The organism is Hydrogenophilus thermoluteolus (genome assembly GCF_003574215.1).
GTDB classification, from domain to species: Bacteria; Pseudomonadota; Gammaproteobacteria; order Burkholderiales; family Rhodocyclaceae; genus Hydrogenophilus; species Hydrogenophilus thermoluteolus.
Genome location: NZ_AP018558.1, coordinates 1,278,910 through 1,296,991, shown reverse-complemented (window position 1 = coordinate 1,296,991; position 18,082 = coordinate 1,278,910). Strand labels below are relative to the sequence as shown.

The window sequence follows — 18,082 nt, the reverse complement described above, 5'->3', positions numbered from 1 at the left end:
CGGGCGGAGAACGGCTCGGAAACGTAGGAAAAGGGGGGACAACCGTGGCCGCACCACAACATCGCATGAAAAAATGGTTGCTTGCCGTGACAGGCGGTTTGGCGTTGTCGCCAGCCTTTGCTGCAAGTTTGGGCGAGTTGACGGTTGCTTCCCGCCTGGGCGAGCCCTTGACTGCGTATGTGACGGTGCAAGCCGACGCTGCCGAACTGCGTTCGATGGTGGTGCGGCTTGCGGACGAAGCGGCGTATCGCGACGCCGGAATCACACCGTCTCCGCTCCTACCGAAACTCTCTGCCCGACTGATTCCGCGCGGCGCGGGGTGGGCGGTCGAGCTCAAGACGCGCGAGCCAGTTCGTGATCCGTTCGTCAATGTCCTGCTCGATTTGCGTTGGAACGGAGGGCGGATCCTTCGTGAATACGCGATTTTGATCGACCCGCCCGAATACGCGCTGCCCACGCAACCCGTTTTGCCCAAAGCAGTTGCCGCAACCCGCGCGGTTGCCGAGCCGAACACCCAGGGGCATTCGAAGGCACGTACACCAGCGGATCCTTTCGTTCCGAACACACCCGGAACGCGGTGGGTGCGTCCGGGTGATACGTTGATGAAAATCGCTCGCGAAACGCAGCCGCGTGGTGTGCCACTCGAGGTTGTCCTCTATGCGCTGTGGCAGAAAAACCCGGAAGCATTCATCGGCAATGACATCAACCGACTCCAAGCAGGTGCGCGCCTTCTTCTCCCCACACCGGACGAACTGACCCAGGTACCGGTCGCCGAAGCGCGAAGCGCGGTCGGAGCGCAGCTCAAAGGTGCTTTGGCTATCCATCAACAGCGCGTTGCCGAAAAGCCTGCGGTCGTTGCCGAAAAACCCGCTGCCGCTGCGAAAGGTTCGGTCGTCGCCCGTGCGTCGGTCATTGAAACCGAGTCAAGCGCCCAAGCGCACGACCAGGTCGAGGTCAAACCCACTCAGCTGGTTCCGCCTACCGAAAAGGGAGAGAGCGAAACCCTGAACGCGGCACCCTCAGACTCTGTTCCTCTCGAAGACTGGCTGGCGCTGAAAGGGGATCTGGAAGAAGCGCGGGAGCGCATTGCTGTGCTCGAGCGGCAGATCACGCAGATTACCCAGTTGCTGGAAGTGCAAAATGGGCTTTTGGCCCAATTGCAGCAGCAGGCGATCGCGCAACAAGGAACGAAAGCGACCGCAACGCCACCCGCGCATTCCGAAGCGCAAGGTGTGGAACCGGCTGCGATTTCGCCGCGGCAAAGCGAGCCGGAAAAAATGGCCGCAGCTCAACCCGAAGCGAAAGGGGAAGCGTCGGCGCCGCCTCAGAAAACGGAAACGGAAAAGCCAGCAGTATCTGACGCAGCGAAAACACCTCCGAAAGCGCCGGCAGATGCTCCTCTGCCACGCTCGACCGAACCCAGTTTTCTCGAGTTCCTTCTCGAGCAACCGGCGCTGCTGGCAGGGGCGGGTGGCGCCGTACTGCTGTTGGTCGCGCTCCTCATCATGCGGCAACGCAAACAACGGGAAGGTGACGACCATTCTCCAGCCGCTGAGGCGATTGGCCCTGCGACGCAGTCGGAAACGCAGACTGCGCAGGGCACCCAAGCCACTCAGCTCAAGACCCTCAGCACCGAACCCACGCCGTCGCGGCTTTCGGCGGCTTCCGGGCAAGAGGTTGACACCTCCGCCAGTATTTTGGGGGCCGATTTCACGCAGGTCGCGTTCAACGCGCTGCAAGCGGACGAGGGGATCGACCCGGTGACGGAAGCTGAGGTGTTGCTTGCCTACGACCGCGACCAGCAGGCCGAAGAGATTCTGCTCGATGCGCTCAAAGAGACCCCGGATCGGCCGCAGATCCCGTTGAAATTGCTCGAGGTCTATGGCAAACGGGGTGACCGGCAACAGTTCGACCACTATTTCGATATGGTAGCAGCACTGACCGGGCGCAGTGGCAAAGAGTGGGATCGCGCAGTATCCCTGCATGAACGGTTCTTTGGCCCGATGCCGGGTGCGCAGAGCGCGCCACTTGCTGCCGCAACGGATGCCGCGGATCAAACCGACGAAGAGACGCTGCGCTTCGACGACGTGGAAACGCCTACTGAGCCGCAAGCCGCATTGGAAGGGGCGTCCGATGTGGGGGTTGAAGGAGCCCCAGAATCGTCACCAGAGCCGTCGACAGAAGCGCCGCTCGATTTTGCGCTCGACTTCGATACGGCGCAGAGCAAGGAAGCGGTACGTAGGGGCGAAACCCCGGAGCAAAGCCACGAGAAGAACGATACCGACGTAGAAACCCAAGTCGATGCCGTTGAGACAGCGCGTCAACCCGAAGCGGCATCGGAGCCGGAACTCGAGCTCGATATCGATCTTGATCTCGACGATCTCGATTTCGATCTCGAGCTCGAATCGGAACGGAAACCACAAACCGAATCCGAGCCCACACCGGAACGCCCGGAGGGCGACGCGTTTGGCGAAATGGCCGAATCGCTCGAACCGCAGACCGAAACGCCATCATCCGATGTGCCGCCCAACCAGCCCGAATCTGCTGAGCCTCCCAAGTCGCTCGAAGCGGAAGAGGAGATCACGCTTCCTGATCTCGACCTCGACGCCGAGCTCGAAACCGAACAGCCCATGCAACCGGAAGGCGAACCGACGTCGGAAGCGAAAAGTTCTGCCGAATCCACAACGGACGAATCCATGGTGACGGCGCCTGAGGACGCCACCGTGCCTGACGAACCGCAGTCGCCTGTTGAAGAAGAACAGGCAGAGCAACCCACCTCAGAAGCCAAAGAACCCGCAACGGAGCCCTCTGTAGACCTTTCGGTACTTCCCGAGGTCGACCTCGAAACGGTGATGCAAGAAGAGGGGGAAGCGCCAGAAGCCGAAATCGACGACAGCCGTCTTCAGCTTGCGCTAGCGTATCTCGATATGGAGGATTTCGAAGGGGCTCGCGAGTTGCTCGAAGAGGTTGTGCGTGATGGCAGCCCCGAAGCGAAAGCCAAAGCCGAGTCCCTGTTGGCACAGCTTTCGGGTTGATGGGGCGCGCTGGGTCGGTGCGGATCCCTTATGCTTTTCGGGTCTGGCTCTGGATTGCCGGCGCGGTGGCGCTTCAGGCCGTTACCTCGCTGTCGCTCCTTTCGCTCGCAACACTGGTCGTCGTGGGGGCGGCGATTGCAATCGACCGGGCCCGTTTCGTGCGGCTACTGCGCCGGATCCGCTGGTTGTTGCTGAGCATCGTGATCCTCTTTGGTTGGATGACGCCGGGAACGGCGATCGTGCCGTTCTGGGTTGGGTTGATGCCAACCTTTGAGGGGCTGGAATTGGCGGTGCTGCATGGCCTGCGCCTATTGGCGTTGGTCGCATGGTTGATTTTCTGGTTCGCGTGGTTACCCATCCCCGAACAGCCGACAGCGCTGTATCGCGCGTTTTTTCCCTTGGTCTGGTTCGGCGTTCCGCTGGAACGCTTCGCGGTGCGTCTGGCGCTCATCCTCGACGGACTCGATGCGCTGGCGAAAGCGCCGGTCCGGCTTCGGGACTGGCGCCACCTGCCGCGCTGGCTCGAAGGGGAGGACGACGCAGCTGAGTCGTGTCGTCAGAAGGCGGGTTTGCGATGACCGAGCCGCAACGGTGGTTGCTGTTGGTCGCATACGCGGGGGATCGGTTCCACGGGTGGCAAAGCCAACCGTCGGGACAAACGGTTCAGGACCATCTGGAACGTGCGATTGCTGCGATCGCCCAGCACCCGGTTCGTGTCCATTGCGCGGGGCGAACCGACGCCGGTGTCCATGCGCTCGCGCAGGTGGTCCATTTCGATACCGTCGTGCACCGCCCGGCAAGCGCGTGGCAGCGGGGAGTGAACGCACACCTCCCGCCGGGAATCGCGGTGTGGCACGCCCAGCCGGTATCGCGACGGTTTCACGCGCGTTTTGGCGCGCGGGCGCGGCGTTACCGCTACCTGCTTCTGGTGGGTGCGGCGCCACCGGCACAATGGTGCGGAAAAGTAGGATGGTTTCACCGCCCGCTCGACGGCGAAGCGATGCAACGGGCGGCGCAATACTGGGTGGGTACCCACGATTTCAGCGCCTTTCGTGCGGCGCAATGTCAGGCGAAATCGCCGGTTCGGACCGTCACCGCAGCAACGGTCACGGCAATTCCCGGCGGGTTCGCGTTCGACTTCGAAGCCGACGGCTTTTTGCATCATATGGTGCGCAATTTCGTCGGCACCCTGGTCGCGATCGGCAAAGGGTATGCGCCACCGGAATGGGCAGCGGAGCTGCTTACCCACCGTGATCGCACGCGCGCAGCGCCCACTTTCATGCCCGACGGGCTCTACTTCTGCGGCGCCGATTATGGCGCGGTGCCGGAACTTCCTGGCGGCGGGCGAATCATCAAAGTCCCGCACTTGGCGATCGACGGGGAGATAGCTACGTGACCACAGAAGGTAACCGGCGGATCCGAGTCAAGATTTGTGGCCTGACGCGCGCGATCGACGTGTGCGCGGCGGTCGAGGCTGGTGCCGATGCGCTTGGGTTCGTCTTCTATCCCGCTAGTCCCCGTGCCGTGACGGTGGCGCAGGCACGCGCGCTTGCGCGTGACGTGCCGCCGTTCGTGAGTATCGTCGCGCTCTTTGTCGATCCATCGGTCGCCGAGGTCGCTGCGGTCTTGGACGCGCTCCCCATGGCGCTCCTACAGTTTCATGGGCAGGAAACGCCCGAATTTTGTCGCCAGTTCCACCGGCCGTACCTCAAAGCCTTTCCGGCTCGATCGCAAGCGATGCTCGCCCAAGCGCTCGTCCGCTACCCCGATGCGTGCGGCTGGCTCGTCGATACCCCGACGGTACAACACGGCGGTAGCGGTGAGCCGTTCGACTGGACGGTATTGCCGCCCCCTGAAGCGCGGACACGACCCCTTGTGCTTGCCGGTGGTTTGACCGCGGATAACGTTGCCGAAGCGATCGCACGCGTGCGCCCATGGGCCGTTGACGTCAGCAGCGGCGTCGAAAGCGAGAAAGGGATCAAAGATCGCGGTAAAATCGAACAGTTTCTCGCAGCGGTGCGCAAGGCTGAAAACGGCCTTGCCGCTTCTCATTGATGGAGACCAGACGAGCATGAACGCCCCCCAACACAAGGCAACAGTGCAACCCTACGCCTATCCCGACGCAAACGGCCATTTTGGTCCTTACGGAGGCGTGTTCGTCGCCGAAACGCTGATTCCTGCGCTCGAAGCGCTCACCGAAGCGTATGAAGCGGCGAAGGACGATCCGGCGTTTCGTGCTGAATTCGAAGCCGATCTCAAACACTACGTCGGGCGTCCGAGCCCGATCTACCATGCGAAACGTTGGTCGGAGGCGTTGGGTGGGGCGCAGATCTACCTCAAACGCGAAGACCTCAACCATACCGGGGCGCACAAGATCAACAACTGCATCGGGCAGGCGCTTTTGGCGCGCCGGATGGGCAAACCGCGCGTGATTGCCGAAACGGGCGCCGGGCAACATGGGGTCGCGACCGCAACAGTCGCAGCCCGATTCGGGCTCAAATGCGTCGTCTATATGGGGGCAGAGGATGTCCAGCGGCAGGCAGCGAACGTCTATCGCATGAAGCTCTTGGGTGCCGAGGTCGTGCCGGTCCATTCAGGGTCGAAAACCCTCAAAGATGCGCTTAACGAAGCGCTGCGTGACTGGGTCACCAATGTTGCGGACACCTTCTACATCATCGGAACCGTGGCCGGTCCCCACCCCTATCCGATGATGGTTCGCAATTTCCAAGCGGTGATCGGACGCGAATGCCTCGAACAGATGCCGGCGCTCGTCGGGCGACAGCCCGACTACGTGATCGCGTGTGTTGGCGGGGGATCGAACGCGATCGGCATCTTCTATCCCTACCTTCCGTACGAATCGGTGCGGCTCATTGGGGTCGAAGCCGCCGGCGAGGGGATCGCCACCGGGCGACATGCCGCGAGCCTCACCGCTGGCTGTCCAGGGGTGCTCCACGGCAACCGAACCTATCTCTTGCAAAACGAAGATGGGCAGATCATCGAAACCCATTCGATCTCGGCTGGCCTCGACTACCCGGGGGTTGGGCCGGAGCACGCGTGGCTGAAAGAGATCGGCCGTGCGGAATACGTTGCGGTGACCGACGACGAGGCGCTGGCTGCGTTTCACGACCTGTGTCGCTACGAAGGCATCATCCCTGCGCTCGAATCGTCGCATGCGCTCGCGTACGCAGCCAAGATTGCGCCGACATTGGCCAAAGATCGGATCCTTTTGGTGAACCTCTCAGGGCGTGGCGACAAAGACATGCATACCGTTGCCCAGCGTTCGGGGATCACGCTATGAATGCTGCTTCCAACCGCATCGACACCCGGTTCGCACGCCTTGCTTCCGAGCAGCGCAAAGCGCTGATTCCGTTCGTGACCGCGGGTTTTCCCACTCCGGAAGTAACCGTCCCGCTCATGCACGCGATGGTGGCGGCTGGGGCCGACCTGATCGAATTGGGCGTGCCTTTTTCCGACCCGATGGCAGACGGCCCGACGATTCAGCGCGCCAGTGAACAGGCGCTCGCAAACGGGCAGACGTTGGCGAAAACGCTCGCGATGGTCGAAGCGTTTCGCGCGCAAGACCGTGAGACTCCCGTCGTCCTGATGGGGTACCTCAATCCGATCGAAGCGATGGGGTGGACACGTTTCGTCTCCGAAGCCGCACGCGTGGGGGTCGACGGGGTGCTCACCGTCGACCTGCCTCCCCAAGAGGCGCACGAACCGGCTCGGTTGCTCCAAGCAGCTGGGATCGCACCGATCTTTCTGTTGGCACCCACCTCGCCAGAGACGCGCGCACGGGTGGTTGGCGAACTCGGTCGCGGCTACGTCTACTATGTGTCGCTCACCGGCGTGACAGGCGCAGGGCACCTCGACGTTGCCGCGGTGACTGAGCGCCTAGAAGCGTTGCGGCAGTGGGTCACGTTGCCCATTGCCGTGGGGTTTGGGGTCAAAGACGCTCAGTCGGCGCAAGCGATTGCCAAAGTAGCCGATGCTGTGGTCGTCGGTAGCCGTTTGATCGAAGCGATCGACGCCGATCCGGCCAACGCCATTGCCGCAGTCTCCGAATTGCTCACCACGCTGCGTGCAGCAGTCGATACGGTAGCGGCAACGGCGGAACCGCGCGGTAGCGAGAAAGGAAACGAATGACGATGAACTGGTTGGACAAGATCATTCCGCCGGGTATTCGGCGGGTCACGAGTGGGGTGCGCAAAAGCGTACCCGAAGGGTTGTGGACCAAATGCCAGGGGTGCGAAGCGGTACTCTATTCCGCCGACCTCGAAGCCAATCTGCGCGTCTGTCCCCAGTGTGGCCACCACCACCGTTTGGGCGCGCGCGCGCGACTCGACGCGCTACTCGACCCGGAAGGGCGTGAACCGATCGGTGACGAAATCCGGCCAGTCGATCCGCTGCGCTTCAAGGACAGCAAGCGCTATACTGAGCGCCTCAAAGAGGCGCAGCGCGCCACCGGTGAGCACGACGCATTGGTGGTGGTTGCGGGCACCGTGGCGCAAATCCCCGTCGTCGCCGCGGCGTTCGAATTCGAGTTCATGGGCGGATCGATGGGCTCGGTGGTGGGCGAGCGCTTCGTTCGTGGGGTGCGTGCCGCAGTCGAGCGCCGCGCCGCATTCATTTCGATTGCGGCAAGCGGGGGCGCTCGCATGCAGGAGGGGCTTCTCTCCCTGATGCAGATGGCAAAGACCAACGCGGCACTGGCGCAACTGGCAGACGCTCGCTTGCCTTATCTCTCGATCCTCACCGATCCGACGATGGGCGGTGTTTCTGCCAGTTTCGCGTTCATGGGCGATCTGGTCGTCGCCGAACCGGGGGCGTTGATCGGTTTTGCCGGGCCACGGGTGATCCAGCAGACCGTGCGTCAAACCTTACCCGAGGGATTCCAACGCGCCGAATTCTTGCTGGAGAAAGGTGCGATCGATGCCGTGGTCGATCGGCGCGAACTCAAATCGTGGGTTGCACGGGCACTGGGGGTGTTGATGGCCCAACCCCAACCCAACTCCAGTGAGGAGACAGCAACGCCTGAGGCAGAAGCGCTGTCCGATCCCGCGCACGGACAGGCGTGATGGCCCGTTTTTTTCACCCATGACTCCTCTTTCCACAACGCCCCTTTCGCCACCGTCTGAGCACGCGTTGCCTCAGAGCGTCGACGCGTGGTTGGCGCGGATCGAGGCGCGCGGCAGTGAAGCGCGCATCGTGCTGGGATTGGAGCGCGTTCGGGCGGTTTGGCAGCGGTTGTGGGGCGATCGCCCGTTTCCTCATCCGGTGATCACCGTTGCCGGTACCAACGGCAAGGGCTCGACCTGCGCCTACCTGGAGGCAATTTATCGCGCCGCTGGCTACCGCGTCGGTTGCTATACCTCTCCGCATCTCGTGCGTTTCCACGAACGGATTCGGGTCGGCGGAGTACCGATCGAGGACGCAGCGCTCATCGCGGCGTTTACCGCGGTGGAAACGGCGCGTGACACCGTCGCCCTGACCTATTTCGAATTCGTGACCCTTGCAGCGTTGTGGCATTTTGCCCAGACATCACTCGATCTCGTCATTTTGGAAGTGGGGATGGGCGGACGGCTCGACGCCGTAAACCTGATCGATCCCGACGTTGCGATCGTCACGACCGTCGATCTCGACCACCAGGCGTGGCTGGGGCCGGACCGTGAAGCGATCGGGCGCGAGAAAGCGGGGATCTTCCGCACCGGACGTCCCGCGATCGTCGCCGATCCCAACCCCCCGCAAAGTCTTCTCAATACGGCACATGCCCTGGCTGCGCCTCTTTTTCGCATCGGGGCCGAGTTCGGGTTCGAACCGCAGGAATCCCAATGGCGGTGGTGGTCGACCGCAGCAGGGCAGCGTGCGGGTCTGCCCGCGCCCGCATTGCGTGGCGAGGGGCAGTGGCACAACGCGTCGGCTGCGTTGATGGCGGTTTCGCTGTTACGTGATCGGTTGCCGGTGCCCCAACAAGCGGTACGAGAGGGGCTGCTCACAGCGACGCTGCCGGGTCGTTTTCAACTGTTGCCGGGACGCCCCCTCTTGATCCTCGACGTTGCGCACAATCCGCAGGCCACTGCGGCGCTCGCGAAGAACCTCCGCGCGCTCCGCTTGCCCACGCCTACGTACGCGATCTTCGGCTGCTACCGTGACAAACCGGTCGAGGCGCTCGTTGCACCGCTCGTTGCCTTGATCGACCGCTGGTGGCTGGTGCCGACCCCTGGAGAACGCGGACAGGATGCAGCGGCGCTGGAACCGGTCGTTACCGCGGCAGGGGCGCGTGCCGTCACGGTTGCGAAAGATGTCGAGGCGGCGCTCGCGCAAGCGGTGAAGGAAGCTGGGCCGGATGATAAAATTGTTGTTTTCGGCTCCTTTTCGATCGTCGGACAGGCCTTGGCATGGCGCGACAACGTGCGCACCACGAATCCGTGACCGATCCGGTGGCTTCGTCACCCAGTGAGGCACTCTTACGGGCGCGGCGCCGCTTCTTCGGAACGCTCGCGCTCTTTCTTCTGAGTTTGCTCATCCTTCCGTTCGTGATGGATTCGGAACCCCCCGCATCGCTTCCTGCACCAACGGTTCGGCTCATCACGGAAAAGCAAGAGGTGATCACGCTTCGTTCTGGGGCGGAAACCGCTGCGCATTCGGAGTCGGATGCGAATACCGCGGCGCTATCTGAGTCCGCCGCTTCCGCCACAGGGGAGATGCCAGCGGGTGCGGTGCCGCGTTCGGCTGCGGAACCCTCCTCGGGTGCTGCAGAACCTGCCGAGTCGTCTGCCGGTAGCAACGCCAAAACGCCAGAGGAGGGGCACTCGTCCCAGCAAAGTGGGGCGGAGAACGCGCAAAATGCCGCTCACGATCGGCCCAGCCAGAACGGGCAGAAGGCCCCTCACGAACGAACGGAAGCCAGCGCACCATCCGCAACCCCGAAGCCCACTCAAGACAAAAAGAACGTACCGATCTGGTCCGAAGCAAAACTCAGCGATACCGCTAAGGCGCAGGCCGCGCTGCGTGGGTTGGCGTCGCCGCAGCAGCCCCTTACCCAGTTCTGGTACGTTCAGGCGGGTGCGTTCAAAGACGAAGCGCAGGCGATCAGAGCGGTCGAACAGCTTCGACGTGCCGGTTATCCTGCATATCTCATGTCTGCGCAGGGGGGGTGGTATCGCATTCGGGTCGCCCCTTTTGTCACCGAAGCGGACGCGGAAGCGGTAACGGGCAAAATCGCGGCGCTCGTCGGCGGCAAACCGCGCGTCGGGGCGCAGAGGATCGCGCAATGAATCCGTTCGATCTTGCTGTCGTTGCGGTGATTGCGCTCTCGGTGGTTGCGGGGATCTGGCGTGGAATCGTTGCCGAGTTGCTGTCGCTTGCCGCGTGGGGGATCGCGATCGCTGCGGGATGGTTTTGGGGAGAAGCGCTTGGTGAGCGGGTGCTGGCCACGGTCTTTTCCGATCCCCGCTTGCGCTGGTTGGGTGGTGCGGTGATCCTTGCCCTTGCGGTTTTCTTACTGAGCGCCATATTGCGCGCGCTCTTAGGCGAGGTGTTGAAAGTGACGGGTTTGGCCGCTTTCGACCGCTTTTTGGGCGCATGGTTCGGTTTGGCGCGCGGCGTGGTGGTCGTGGTTTTCGTCGCGCAAGTACTGTTGTGGTTGGGCGCGGAAAAGACCCAATGGTGGCAAGCTGCGAAGACGCGCCCGTGGGTAGAAGCCGGGTTGGCGGAAGCGCTCCTTCTCTTGCCGGATACGGTGACACAACGCGTGGTGCAAAAGGGGTCTTGAAATGTGCGGAGTCATTGGGGTCGTTGCGCAGGAACCGGTCAATCAATTGCTCTATGACGGGTTGCTCGTCTTGCAACATCGTGGCCAAGATGCGGCGGGCATCGCTACCGGTGCCGACGGGCGTTTCTATCTCCACAAAGGGCCTGGGTTGGTGCGCGACGTCTTTCGTACGCGCAATATGCGCAACTTGATCGGCAATTGGGGGATCGGCCATGTGCGCTATCCCACCGCGGGGGATCCGTGCGACGTCTCGGAAGCGCAACCCTTCTACGTCAATTCCCCTTTCGGGATTTTGCTCGCCCACAACGGCAACCTTACCAATACCGAAACCCTGAAAGCGGAGCTCTTTCGCACCGATCGGCGACACATCAATACCAATTCCGATTCCGAAGTGATCCTCAACGTGTTGGCACACGAATTGCACCGTTCGGTTTCGGGGTTGGAATTGACCGACCGCGCCGTGTTCGACGCGGTGCGCGGGGTGCACCGTCGCTGCCGCGGCGCGTACGCAGTGGTCGCGATGATCGCCGGTTATGGCCTTTTGGCTTTTCGGGATCCGTTTGGCATTCGCCCGCTCGTCTTTGGCAAACGCGAAAGTGCCAACGGAACCGAATGGATGGTCGCTTCCGAATCGGTTGCGCTCGATGTCTTGGGGTTCGAACGCGTGCGCGACGTCGCGCCGGGTGAAGCGATCCTCTTTTCGGCCGAACAGGGGATGCGCGCGGAGCAGTGTGCCGATCGGCCGATCCTGGCGAGCTGTCTCTTCGAATTCGTCTATTTGGCGCGGCCTGATTCCTTCATCGACGGGGTTTCGGTCTATGACGCGCGGGTGAAGATGGGCGCGAAACTGGCCGAGCGTTTTCGCGCGTTGATGCCGCAGGAAAGGGTCGATGTCGTCGTGCCGGTTCCCGACTCTTCGCGGCCCGCGGCGATGGAGATGGCGCAGCGCTTGGGGGTAGCCTACCGCGAAGGGTTCGTGAAGAATCGCTACATCGGGCGCACCTTCATCATGCCGGGGCAAGCGGTACGGAAAAAATCGGTGCGACAAAAGCTCAACGTGATCGAACAGGAATTCGCCGGAAAAAACGTGCTCATTGTCGACGATTCGATCGTGCGGGGCACCACGTCGCGCGAAATCGTCCAGATGGCGCGGGATGCGGGCGCAAAGCGCGTGATCCTCGCCTCTGCCGCGCCGCCCGTGCGCTACGCCAATGTCTATGGAATCGACATGCCGACGCGCGCCGAGCTGATCGCAGCGTATCGGAATGAGGCGGAGATCTGCGCCGAGATTGGTGCCGACCGCATCCTTTATCAAAGCCTTGACGACCTCAAAGCGTGCATTCGCGAGATCAACCCGGAGATCAGCCACTTCGAAGCCTCCTGTTTCGATGGCTGCTACATTACCGGCGACGTCTCGCAAGATTACCTCGACGGAATCGAGGAACGCCGTACCCGTGGTGAGCGCAAACCTGTGCGCGGGCACAACCAACTCGATCTGACCTTGGCCAGTGGGGACGAGGAGCGCGACGCGTGAAAGCGAAAACCCTTGCCGTTCGCGCCGGGCAGACGCGCAGTCACTTTCAAGAACACGCCGAAGCGCTCTATCTGACTTCGAGCTTCGTTTTCGAATCGGCTGCGCAAGCGGCGGCACGCTTTGCTGGGGATGAGGAAGGATTCGTCTATTCCCGTTACGCCAATCCCACGGTGGCGATGTTCGAATCCCGCCTTGCGGCGCTCGAAGGAGGGGAACGGTGCGTCGCGACGGCCAGTGGGATGGCGGCGATCCTTGCGGTGGTGATGACGTTTTGCCAAGCCGGGGATCGGATCGTCGCGGGGCGCGGTCTTTTTGGTGCAACGCAGCAGCTTTTCGCCACGATTCTCACGCGGTTTGGGGTGACGACCGAATGGGTCGAATTGAGCGACTCAGACGCCGCAGCGACGGCGATTCGTCGGGTTCGACCACGTCTGGTCTATTGCGAAAGTCCAACCAACCCGTTGACCGAGCTGATCGATCTCGCGCTCGTCGCCGAGGTGGCACATGAGGTCGGGGCCCTTTTCGTCGTGGATAACTGCTTCTGTACCCCCATCTTGCAACAGCCGCTTGCGTTCGGTGCTGACCTTGTCGTCCATTCGGCAACCAAGTATCTCGACGGGCAAGGGCGCGTCTTGGGTGGAGCGGTCGTCGGGGCGCAGGTGCTGGTCGACGAGGTGGTGCGGTTCCTCCGCACAGCCGGGCCTTCGCTTTCGCCGTTTAACGCATGGGTGCTGTTGAAGGGGCTGGAGACGCTGCCACTTCGGATGCAAGCGCACTGTGCACATGCCCAAGCGGTTGCGGAATTTCTGGCTGGGCATCCGAACGTGACGCGCGTCTATTTTCCCGGGCTCCCCAGTCATCCGCAACACGCGTTGGCCAAGCGGCAACAGCGTGGATTTGGTGGAATCGTCGCGTTCGAGGTCGCTGGCGAGCGGCAAGCCGCTTGGCAGGTGATCGACCGTGTCCGCCTCTTTTCGATCACGGCGAATCTGGGGGACGCCAAAAGCACCATCACCCATCCGGCGTCCACGACCCACGGACGTCTGGCGCCAGAGGTCCGCGCGGCGATGGGGGTACGGGAAGGATTGATCCGTTTGTCGGTCGGGTTGGAAGATCCCGAAGATCTGATCGCCGATCTCGATCAGGCACTCACCCTGCGGTGAAAACCCGCTGGGTCGAGTCGCGCAAGCGGCGCGGGTTGGTGATCGCGCCACTCGGCGAGCACCCATCGATAGCGCAAGGTACCCGTTACGGGGTCGGGGTACGGCACGTCGCGGGGAATGTGGGTGTGACCGTGGATGAGGTGGGTGCCGGGATAGCGTTGGAACAGTGCCATAACGGCGGTTTCGCTCAGATCATCGGGAATGTCGTGGCGCATCGCGCTTTGCTGGCGCGCTTGTTGTGCAAATGCCAGCCGTTCCGCCAAGGGGCGCGCCAAGAACGCGCGTTGCCACGCGGGGTTGCGCGCTTGCGCGCGCCATGCCAGGTAGGGCGCATCGTCCCAGCAGAGCGCGTCGCCATGGGTAAGGAGATAACGTGCTGTGCCGGTATCGACGCCGACCAGGTCGGGGAGGCGGCGAAAGCCCAACCGTTTCGCCAAATCGCGTCCCACCAGGAAATCGCGGTTCCCGGTCTGAAAGAGGATGAGCCGCCGCTTAGCAACCGCTGCAAGCTGGGTGAAGAGGTCAGCGAACGCAGGGGGATCCCAGTCGTCACCAATCCAATAATCGAAAAAGTCCCCGAGGATTGCGATCGGCTCTTCAGGCGGGAGTTGCTGCAACCATCGAACGAACTGCTGTTGCCGCGCGCTGGGCGTGATGGGATCGAGATGCAGGTCCGAGACCAGCCACAGGACGGGTAAGTGCAACCACAGGCGGCAGTATAACTGCGGCGGGGTCATTCGACGCGTTCGGCCCGTTCGATTACCACCGGTTCGACCGGCACGTCCCGCAGCGGACCGACGCGGGTCGTGGGAACTTTCGCGATCGCATCGACAACCTCCATCCCTGCGACGACACGGCCAAAGACGGCGTAACCCCATCCCTGCGGGGACGGGTCACGGTGATCCAGGTGGGGATTGTCGACCAGGTTGATGAAAAATTGCGCGCGCGCCGAGTGGGGGTCTTGCGTCCGCGCCATCGCGATCGTTCCTCGGACGTTCTTGAGTCCGTTGTCGGCTTCGTTGGGAATGGGCGTGTTGGTGGGGCGCAGCTGCAGCTCGCGATCGAACCCGCCGCCTTGAATCATGAAGCCGGGGATGACGCGATGAAACACGGTGCCGTCGTAATGTCCTTTCACGAGATACGCGAGAAAATTGGCGACGGTTTTGGGTGCGCGCTCAGCGTCGAGTTCGACGGTGATCGTTCCCAGATTGGTGTGCAGCGCAACGCGGGGTGCGCGCGATGCGCCTTCTGTCTGGTCTGCCGAGTGCGAAGCCATCGGGGTAAGGAGACTCATGAGCGCGATTCCTAGGTGAAAAATTTTGCGGTGGTTCGGATTCATTCCTTGTCCGCTCCGTTGTCGTCGTCGCCGGCCGAGAAGAATTCTCGCACGCGGTCGAGCCAGCTTTTGCTCTTCGGTTGCTGCCGCTCGTGGTGTTCGCGGCCAATCGCTTCGAATTCGCGTAGGAGTTCTTTCTGGCGGTCGGTAAGATTCACAGGAGTTTCGACTACGACATGGCAGTAGAGATCCCCGTAACCGTGGTGGCGGACGTTCTTGATCCCTTTGCCGCGCAGCCGGAAAACCTGGCCGGTTTGGGTCTCCGGGGGGATTTTCAGGCGCGCGACGCCGTCGAGCGTCGGAATTTCGATTTCACCGCCCAGCGCCGCGGTGACGATCGAAATCGGCATTTCGCAATGCAGGTCGTCACCATCTCGTTGAAAGATCGGGTGCGGTTTGACGTGGATCTCCACGTAGAGGTCGCCCGGCGGTCCGCCATTGATCCCCGGTTCGCCGTAGCCGCTCTGCCGTAAGCGCATTCCCGAGTCGATACCCGCTGGGATTTTGACCTCCAACGTCTTGTGTTGGCGAATTCGCCCAGCGCCACGGCACTCTGGACAGGGGTGGGCAATGATCGTACCGGTGCCGTGGCAGTCGGGACAGGTTTGCTGAATGGAGAAGAAACCCTGTTGCATTCGCACTTGGCCCATCCCGCCACAGGTCGGGCAGGTGCGGGGTTGGGTTCCGGGTTTGGCGCCGCTGCCAGCACAGGTACTGCAGGTTTCGTAGGAGGGTACTCGGATCGTCTTGGTGGCGCCGTGAGCCGCCTCTTCGAGCGTGATCTCGAGGTGGAAGCGCAGATCGGCGCCGCGATAGACTTGCGTGCGGCTGCGACGGGTGCTGCCGCCGCCAAAGAAATCTTCGAAAATATCGCCAAAGGAGCTCGCGAAATCGTCGAAGCCGCGGGCGCCCGCACCGGCGGCCGCGGCGGCCTTGGGGTCGACGCCCGCCATGCCGTAGCGATCGTACGCAGCACGTTTGGCTTCGTCGGAGAGGATATCGTAGGCGCGTTGGATCTCCTTGAATTTCTCTTCCGCGGCCTTGTCGCCCGGGTTGCGGTCCGGGTGGTATTTCATTGCGAGCTTGCGGTATGCTTTTTTGATTTCGGCCGCCGAAGCGTCGCGGGAAACCTCGAGAATCGCGTAGAGGTCGATTTCACGCATGGGTTCGATCCGTCAATGAGGTACCAAAACAAGCAAAAGAAGCCGCTGCCCATGAGGCAACGGCTTCTTTCTGATCAATAGGACGACGCGGTCACGATGACTTTTTGTCGTCCTTTACTTCGGTGAATTCGGCGTCGACCACGTCGGCATCGTTCGCGCTGGCGCTTCCTTGCGTGCTGCTACTGGTGGTGCTGCCGCTCTCTGCGCTTTGCGCTTTTTGCATCACTTCGGCACTGACTTGCGCCAGTTTTTGCATCGCCGCTTCGATCGCCGCTTTGTCTTCACCTTTCGCTGCCCGTTCGGCTTCTTCGATCGCCGCTTCAACCTTGCCTTTTTCCGCAGTGCCGACCTTGTCGCCAACCTGTTCGAGCGATTTCTTCACCGAATGGACGAGCGCATCGCACTGGTTGCGCGCTTCCACGAGCTCGCGCATCCGTTTGTCTTCGGCAGCGTGCAGTTCGGCGTCACGAATCATCTGTTGGATCTGCTCTTCGGTCAACCCGGAGTTCGCTTTGATCGTGATCTTGTTCTCTTTACCGGTATCCTTGTCACGCGCCGAAACGTGGAGGATCCCATTCGCGTCGATGTCGAAGGTGACTTCGATCTGCGGCACACCACGCGGCGCAGGCCGGATCCCTTCCAGATTGAATTCGCCCAAGAGCTTGTTGTCGCGCGCCATTTCGCGCTCGCCTTGGAAGACGCGAATCGTCACCGCGGTCTGGTTGTCGTCGGCGGTGGAGAAGATCTGCGTCGCTTTCGTCGGGATCGTGGTGTTCTTGTTGATGAGCTTGGTCATCACGCCACCGAGCGTTTCGATCCCAAGTGAGAGCGGAGTGACGTCGAGGAGCAGGACGTCCTTGACCTCACCTTGCAACACGCCCCCTTGGATCGCGGCACCGATCGCCACCGCTTCGTCCGGGTTGACGTCTTTGCGCGGTTCTTTACCGAAGAATTCTTTGACCTTTTCCTGGACCTTCGGCATCCGGGTTTGTCCGCCGACCAGGATCACCTCGTCGATGTCCTTGACGGTGAGACCCGCGTCTTTGAGCGCGATGCGGCACGGCTCGATGGTCCGCTCGATGAGGTCTTCGACGAGCGATTCGAACTTCGCCCGGGTGATCTTCATCGCCAGGTGCTTCGGCCCAGAAGCATCCGCGGTGATGTAGGGGAGGTTGACTTCGGTCTGCTGGCTCGATGAGAGCTCGATCTTCGCTTTTTCCGCCGCTTCTTTGAGGCGCTGCATCGCCAGCGGGTCTTTCTTGAGGTCTACCCCTTGCTCTTTCTGGAATTCACTGACGATGTAGTCGATCAAGCGGTTGTCGAAGTCTTCCCCGCCTAGGAAGGTGTCACCGTTCGTGGCGAGCACTTCGAACTGGTGTTCACCGTCGACTTCGGCGATTTCGATGATCGAGATGTCGAAGGTGCCACCCCCCAAGTCATAGACCGCGATTTTGCTGTCGCCGGGTTTTTTGTCCAGGCCGTAGGCGAGCGCCGCTGCGGTCGGTTCGTTGATGATCCGTTTGACTTCGAGACCGGCGATCCGCCCCGCGTCTTTCGTCGCTTGCCGTTGCGCATCGTTGAAGTATGCCGGTACGGTGATCACCGCCTCGGTGACCTCTTCGCCCAGGTAATCTTCTGCGGTCTTCTTCATTTTGCGCAAGACTTCCGCAGAAATTTGCTGCGGCGAAAGTTTCTTGCCGGTCGAGGTTTCCACCCAGGCGTCGCCGTTTTCTGCCCGAATGATCTTGTAGGGCATCAGTTTGATGTCTTTTTGCACCTCCGGGTCTTCGTAACGGCGACCGATGAGACGCTTGATCGCGTAGAAGGTGTTCGCCGCGTTGGTGACCGCTTGCCGTTTCGCCGGGGCGCCAACCAGGATTTCGCCATCCGCGGTGTAGGCAACGACCGACGGCGTGGTGCGCGCTCCTTCCGAATTTTCGATCACGCGCGGTTTGCCGTTCTCCATCACCGCGACGCAGCTGTTGGTGGTTCCCAAGTCGATACCGATGATTTTGCCCATTGTTTTCTCCTATTACCGTTTCTGTGTTGGAACTGTTTTGGTGTATGAGGGCGTTGA

At 61.8% G+C, this 18,082-nt stretch carries 16 protein-coding genes; 12 read left to right on the top strand and 4 right to left on the bottom strand.

Annotated features, from left to right (window positions below; translation table 11 throughout):
• The first annotated feature begins 44 nt into the window (after positions 1 to 44).
• Genes HPTL_RS06290 through HPTL_RS06235 form a run of 12 tightly spaced genes read left to right on the top strand, consistent with a single transcriptional unit; the run spans position 45 to position 13,506 of the window.
• Complete coding sequence (locus HPTL_RS06290; RefSeq protein ID WP_145981793.1) at positions 45 to 3,035, top strand: FimV/HubP family polar landmark protein; 2,991 nt, start codon at positions 45 to 47, stop codon at positions 3,033 to 3,035.
• On the top strand, positions 3,035 to 3,613 hold the full coding sequence (locus tag HPTL_RS06285; protein ID WP_119335214.1) for a hypothetical protein: 579 nt from the start codon (positions 3,035 to 3,037) through the stop codon (positions 3,611 to 3,613). The genes HPTL_RS06290 and HPTL_RS06285 overlap by 1 nt, the downstream gene beginning before the upstream one ends.
• Entirely contained in the window at positions 3,610 to 4,431 is an 822-nt protein-coding gene (truA, locus tag HPTL_RS06280; protein WP_119335213.1) for a tRNA pseudouridine(38-40) synthase TruA, read from the top strand. Before HPTL_RS06285 ends, truA begins: the two co-directional genes overlap by 4 nt.
• On the top strand, positions 4,428 to 5,090 hold the full coding sequence (locus tag HPTL_RS06275) for a phosphoribosylanthranilate isomerase (protein ID WP_119335212.1): 663 nt from the start codon (positions 4,428 to 4,430) through the stop codon (positions 5,088 to 5,090). Before truA ends, HPTL_RS06275 begins: the two co-directional genes overlap by 4 nt.
• Before the next feature lie 16 nt (positions 5,091 to 5,106).
• Positions 5,107 to 6,333, top strand: coding sequence for a tryptophan synthase subunit beta (gene trpB, locus HPTL_RS06270; protein ID WP_119335211.1), 1,227 nt, complete (start codon positions 5,107 to 5,109; stop codon positions 6,331 to 6,333).
• A complete protein-coding gene (trpA, locus tag HPTL_RS06265) occupies positions 6,330 to 7,181 on the top strand; it encodes a tryptophan synthase subunit alpha (RefSeq protein ID WP_119335210.1) in 852 nt (283 codons plus the stop codon). The genes trpB and trpA overlap by 4 nt, the downstream gene beginning before the upstream one ends.
• 2 nt (positions 7,182 to 7,183) lie before the next feature.
• A complete protein-coding gene (gene accD, locus HPTL_RS06260; RefSeq protein WP_119335209.1) occupies positions 7,184 to 8,113 on the top strand; it encodes an acetyl-CoA carboxylase, carboxyltransferase subunit beta in 930 nt (309 codons plus the stop codon).
• A 19-nt stretch (positions 8,114 to 8,132) separates the two neighbouring features.
• Entirely contained in the window at positions 8,133 to 9,467 is a 1,335-nt protein-coding gene (folC, locus tag HPTL_RS06255) for a bifunctional tetrahydrofolate synthase/dihydrofolate synthase (RefSeq protein WP_119335208.1), read from the top strand.
• Positions 9,434 to 10,312 carry an SPOR domain-containing protein gene (locus tag HPTL_RS06250; protein WP_119335207.1) on the top strand — a complete coding sequence of 293 codons (879 nt, stop codon included), beginning with the start codon at positions 9,434 to 9,436 and terminating at the stop codon, positions 10,310 to 10,312. The genes folC and HPTL_RS06250 overlap by 34 nt, the downstream gene beginning before the upstream one ends.
• Positions 10,309 to 10,809: a CvpA family protein gene (locus tag HPTL_RS06245; RefSeq protein ID WP_119335206.1), complete on the top strand. Its 501-nt coding sequence runs from the start codon at positions 10,309 to 10,311 to the stop codon at positions 10,807 to 10,809. The genes HPTL_RS06250 and HPTL_RS06245 overlap by 4 nt, the downstream gene beginning before the upstream one ends.
• A gap of 1 nt (position 10,810) precedes the next feature.
• A complete protein-coding gene (gene purF, locus HPTL_RS06240) occupies positions 10,811 to 12,343 on the top strand; it encodes an amidophosphoribosyltransferase (RefSeq protein ID WP_119335205.1) in 1,533 nt (510 codons plus the stop codon).
• Entirely contained in the window at positions 12,340 to 13,506 is a 1,167-nt protein-coding gene (locus tag HPTL_RS06235) for an O-succinylhomoserine sulfhydrylase (RefSeq protein WP_119335204.1), read from the top strand. Before purF ends, HPTL_RS06235 begins: the two co-directional genes overlap by 4 nt.
• Here HPTL_RS06235 and HPTL_RS06230 read toward each other — a convergent pair.
• From HPTL_RS06230 to dnaK, 4 genes are all read right to left on the bottom strand, one after another.
• Positions 13,485 to 14,243: a UDP-2,3-diacylglucosamine diphosphatase gene (locus tag HPTL_RS06230; protein WP_119335203.1), complete on the bottom strand. Its 759-nt coding sequence runs from the start codon at positions 14,241 to 14,243 to the stop codon at positions 13,485 to 13,487. The two genes, HPTL_RS06235 and HPTL_RS06230, sit on opposite strands and share 22 nt — an antisense overlap.
• Positions 14,240 to 14,782 carry a peptidylprolyl isomerase gene (locus HPTL_RS06225; protein WP_119336106.1) on the bottom strand — a complete coding sequence of 181 codons (543 nt, stop codon included), beginning with the start codon at positions 14,780 to 14,782 and terminating at the stop codon, positions 14,240 to 14,242. Before HPTL_RS06225 ends, HPTL_RS06230 begins: the two co-directional genes overlap by 4 nt.
• Before the next feature lie 59 nt (positions 14,783 to 14,841).
• Positions 14,842 to 16,005: a molecular chaperone DnaJ gene (gene dnaJ / locus HPTL_RS06220; RefSeq protein WP_119335202.1), complete on the bottom strand. Its 1,164-nt coding sequence runs from the start codon at positions 16,003 to 16,005 to the stop codon at positions 14,842 to 14,844.
• 91 nt (positions 16,006 to 16,096) lie between these two features.
• The gene (dnaK, locus tag HPTL_RS06215; RefSeq protein WP_119335201.1) at positions 16,097 to 18,025 is read right to left on the bottom strand and encodes a molecular chaperone DnaK; all 1,929 of its coding nucleotides are present in this window, start codon (positions 18,023 to 18,025) and stop codon (positions 16,097 to 16,099) included.
• Between the last annotated feature and the right edge of the window lie 57 nt (positions 18,026 to 18,082).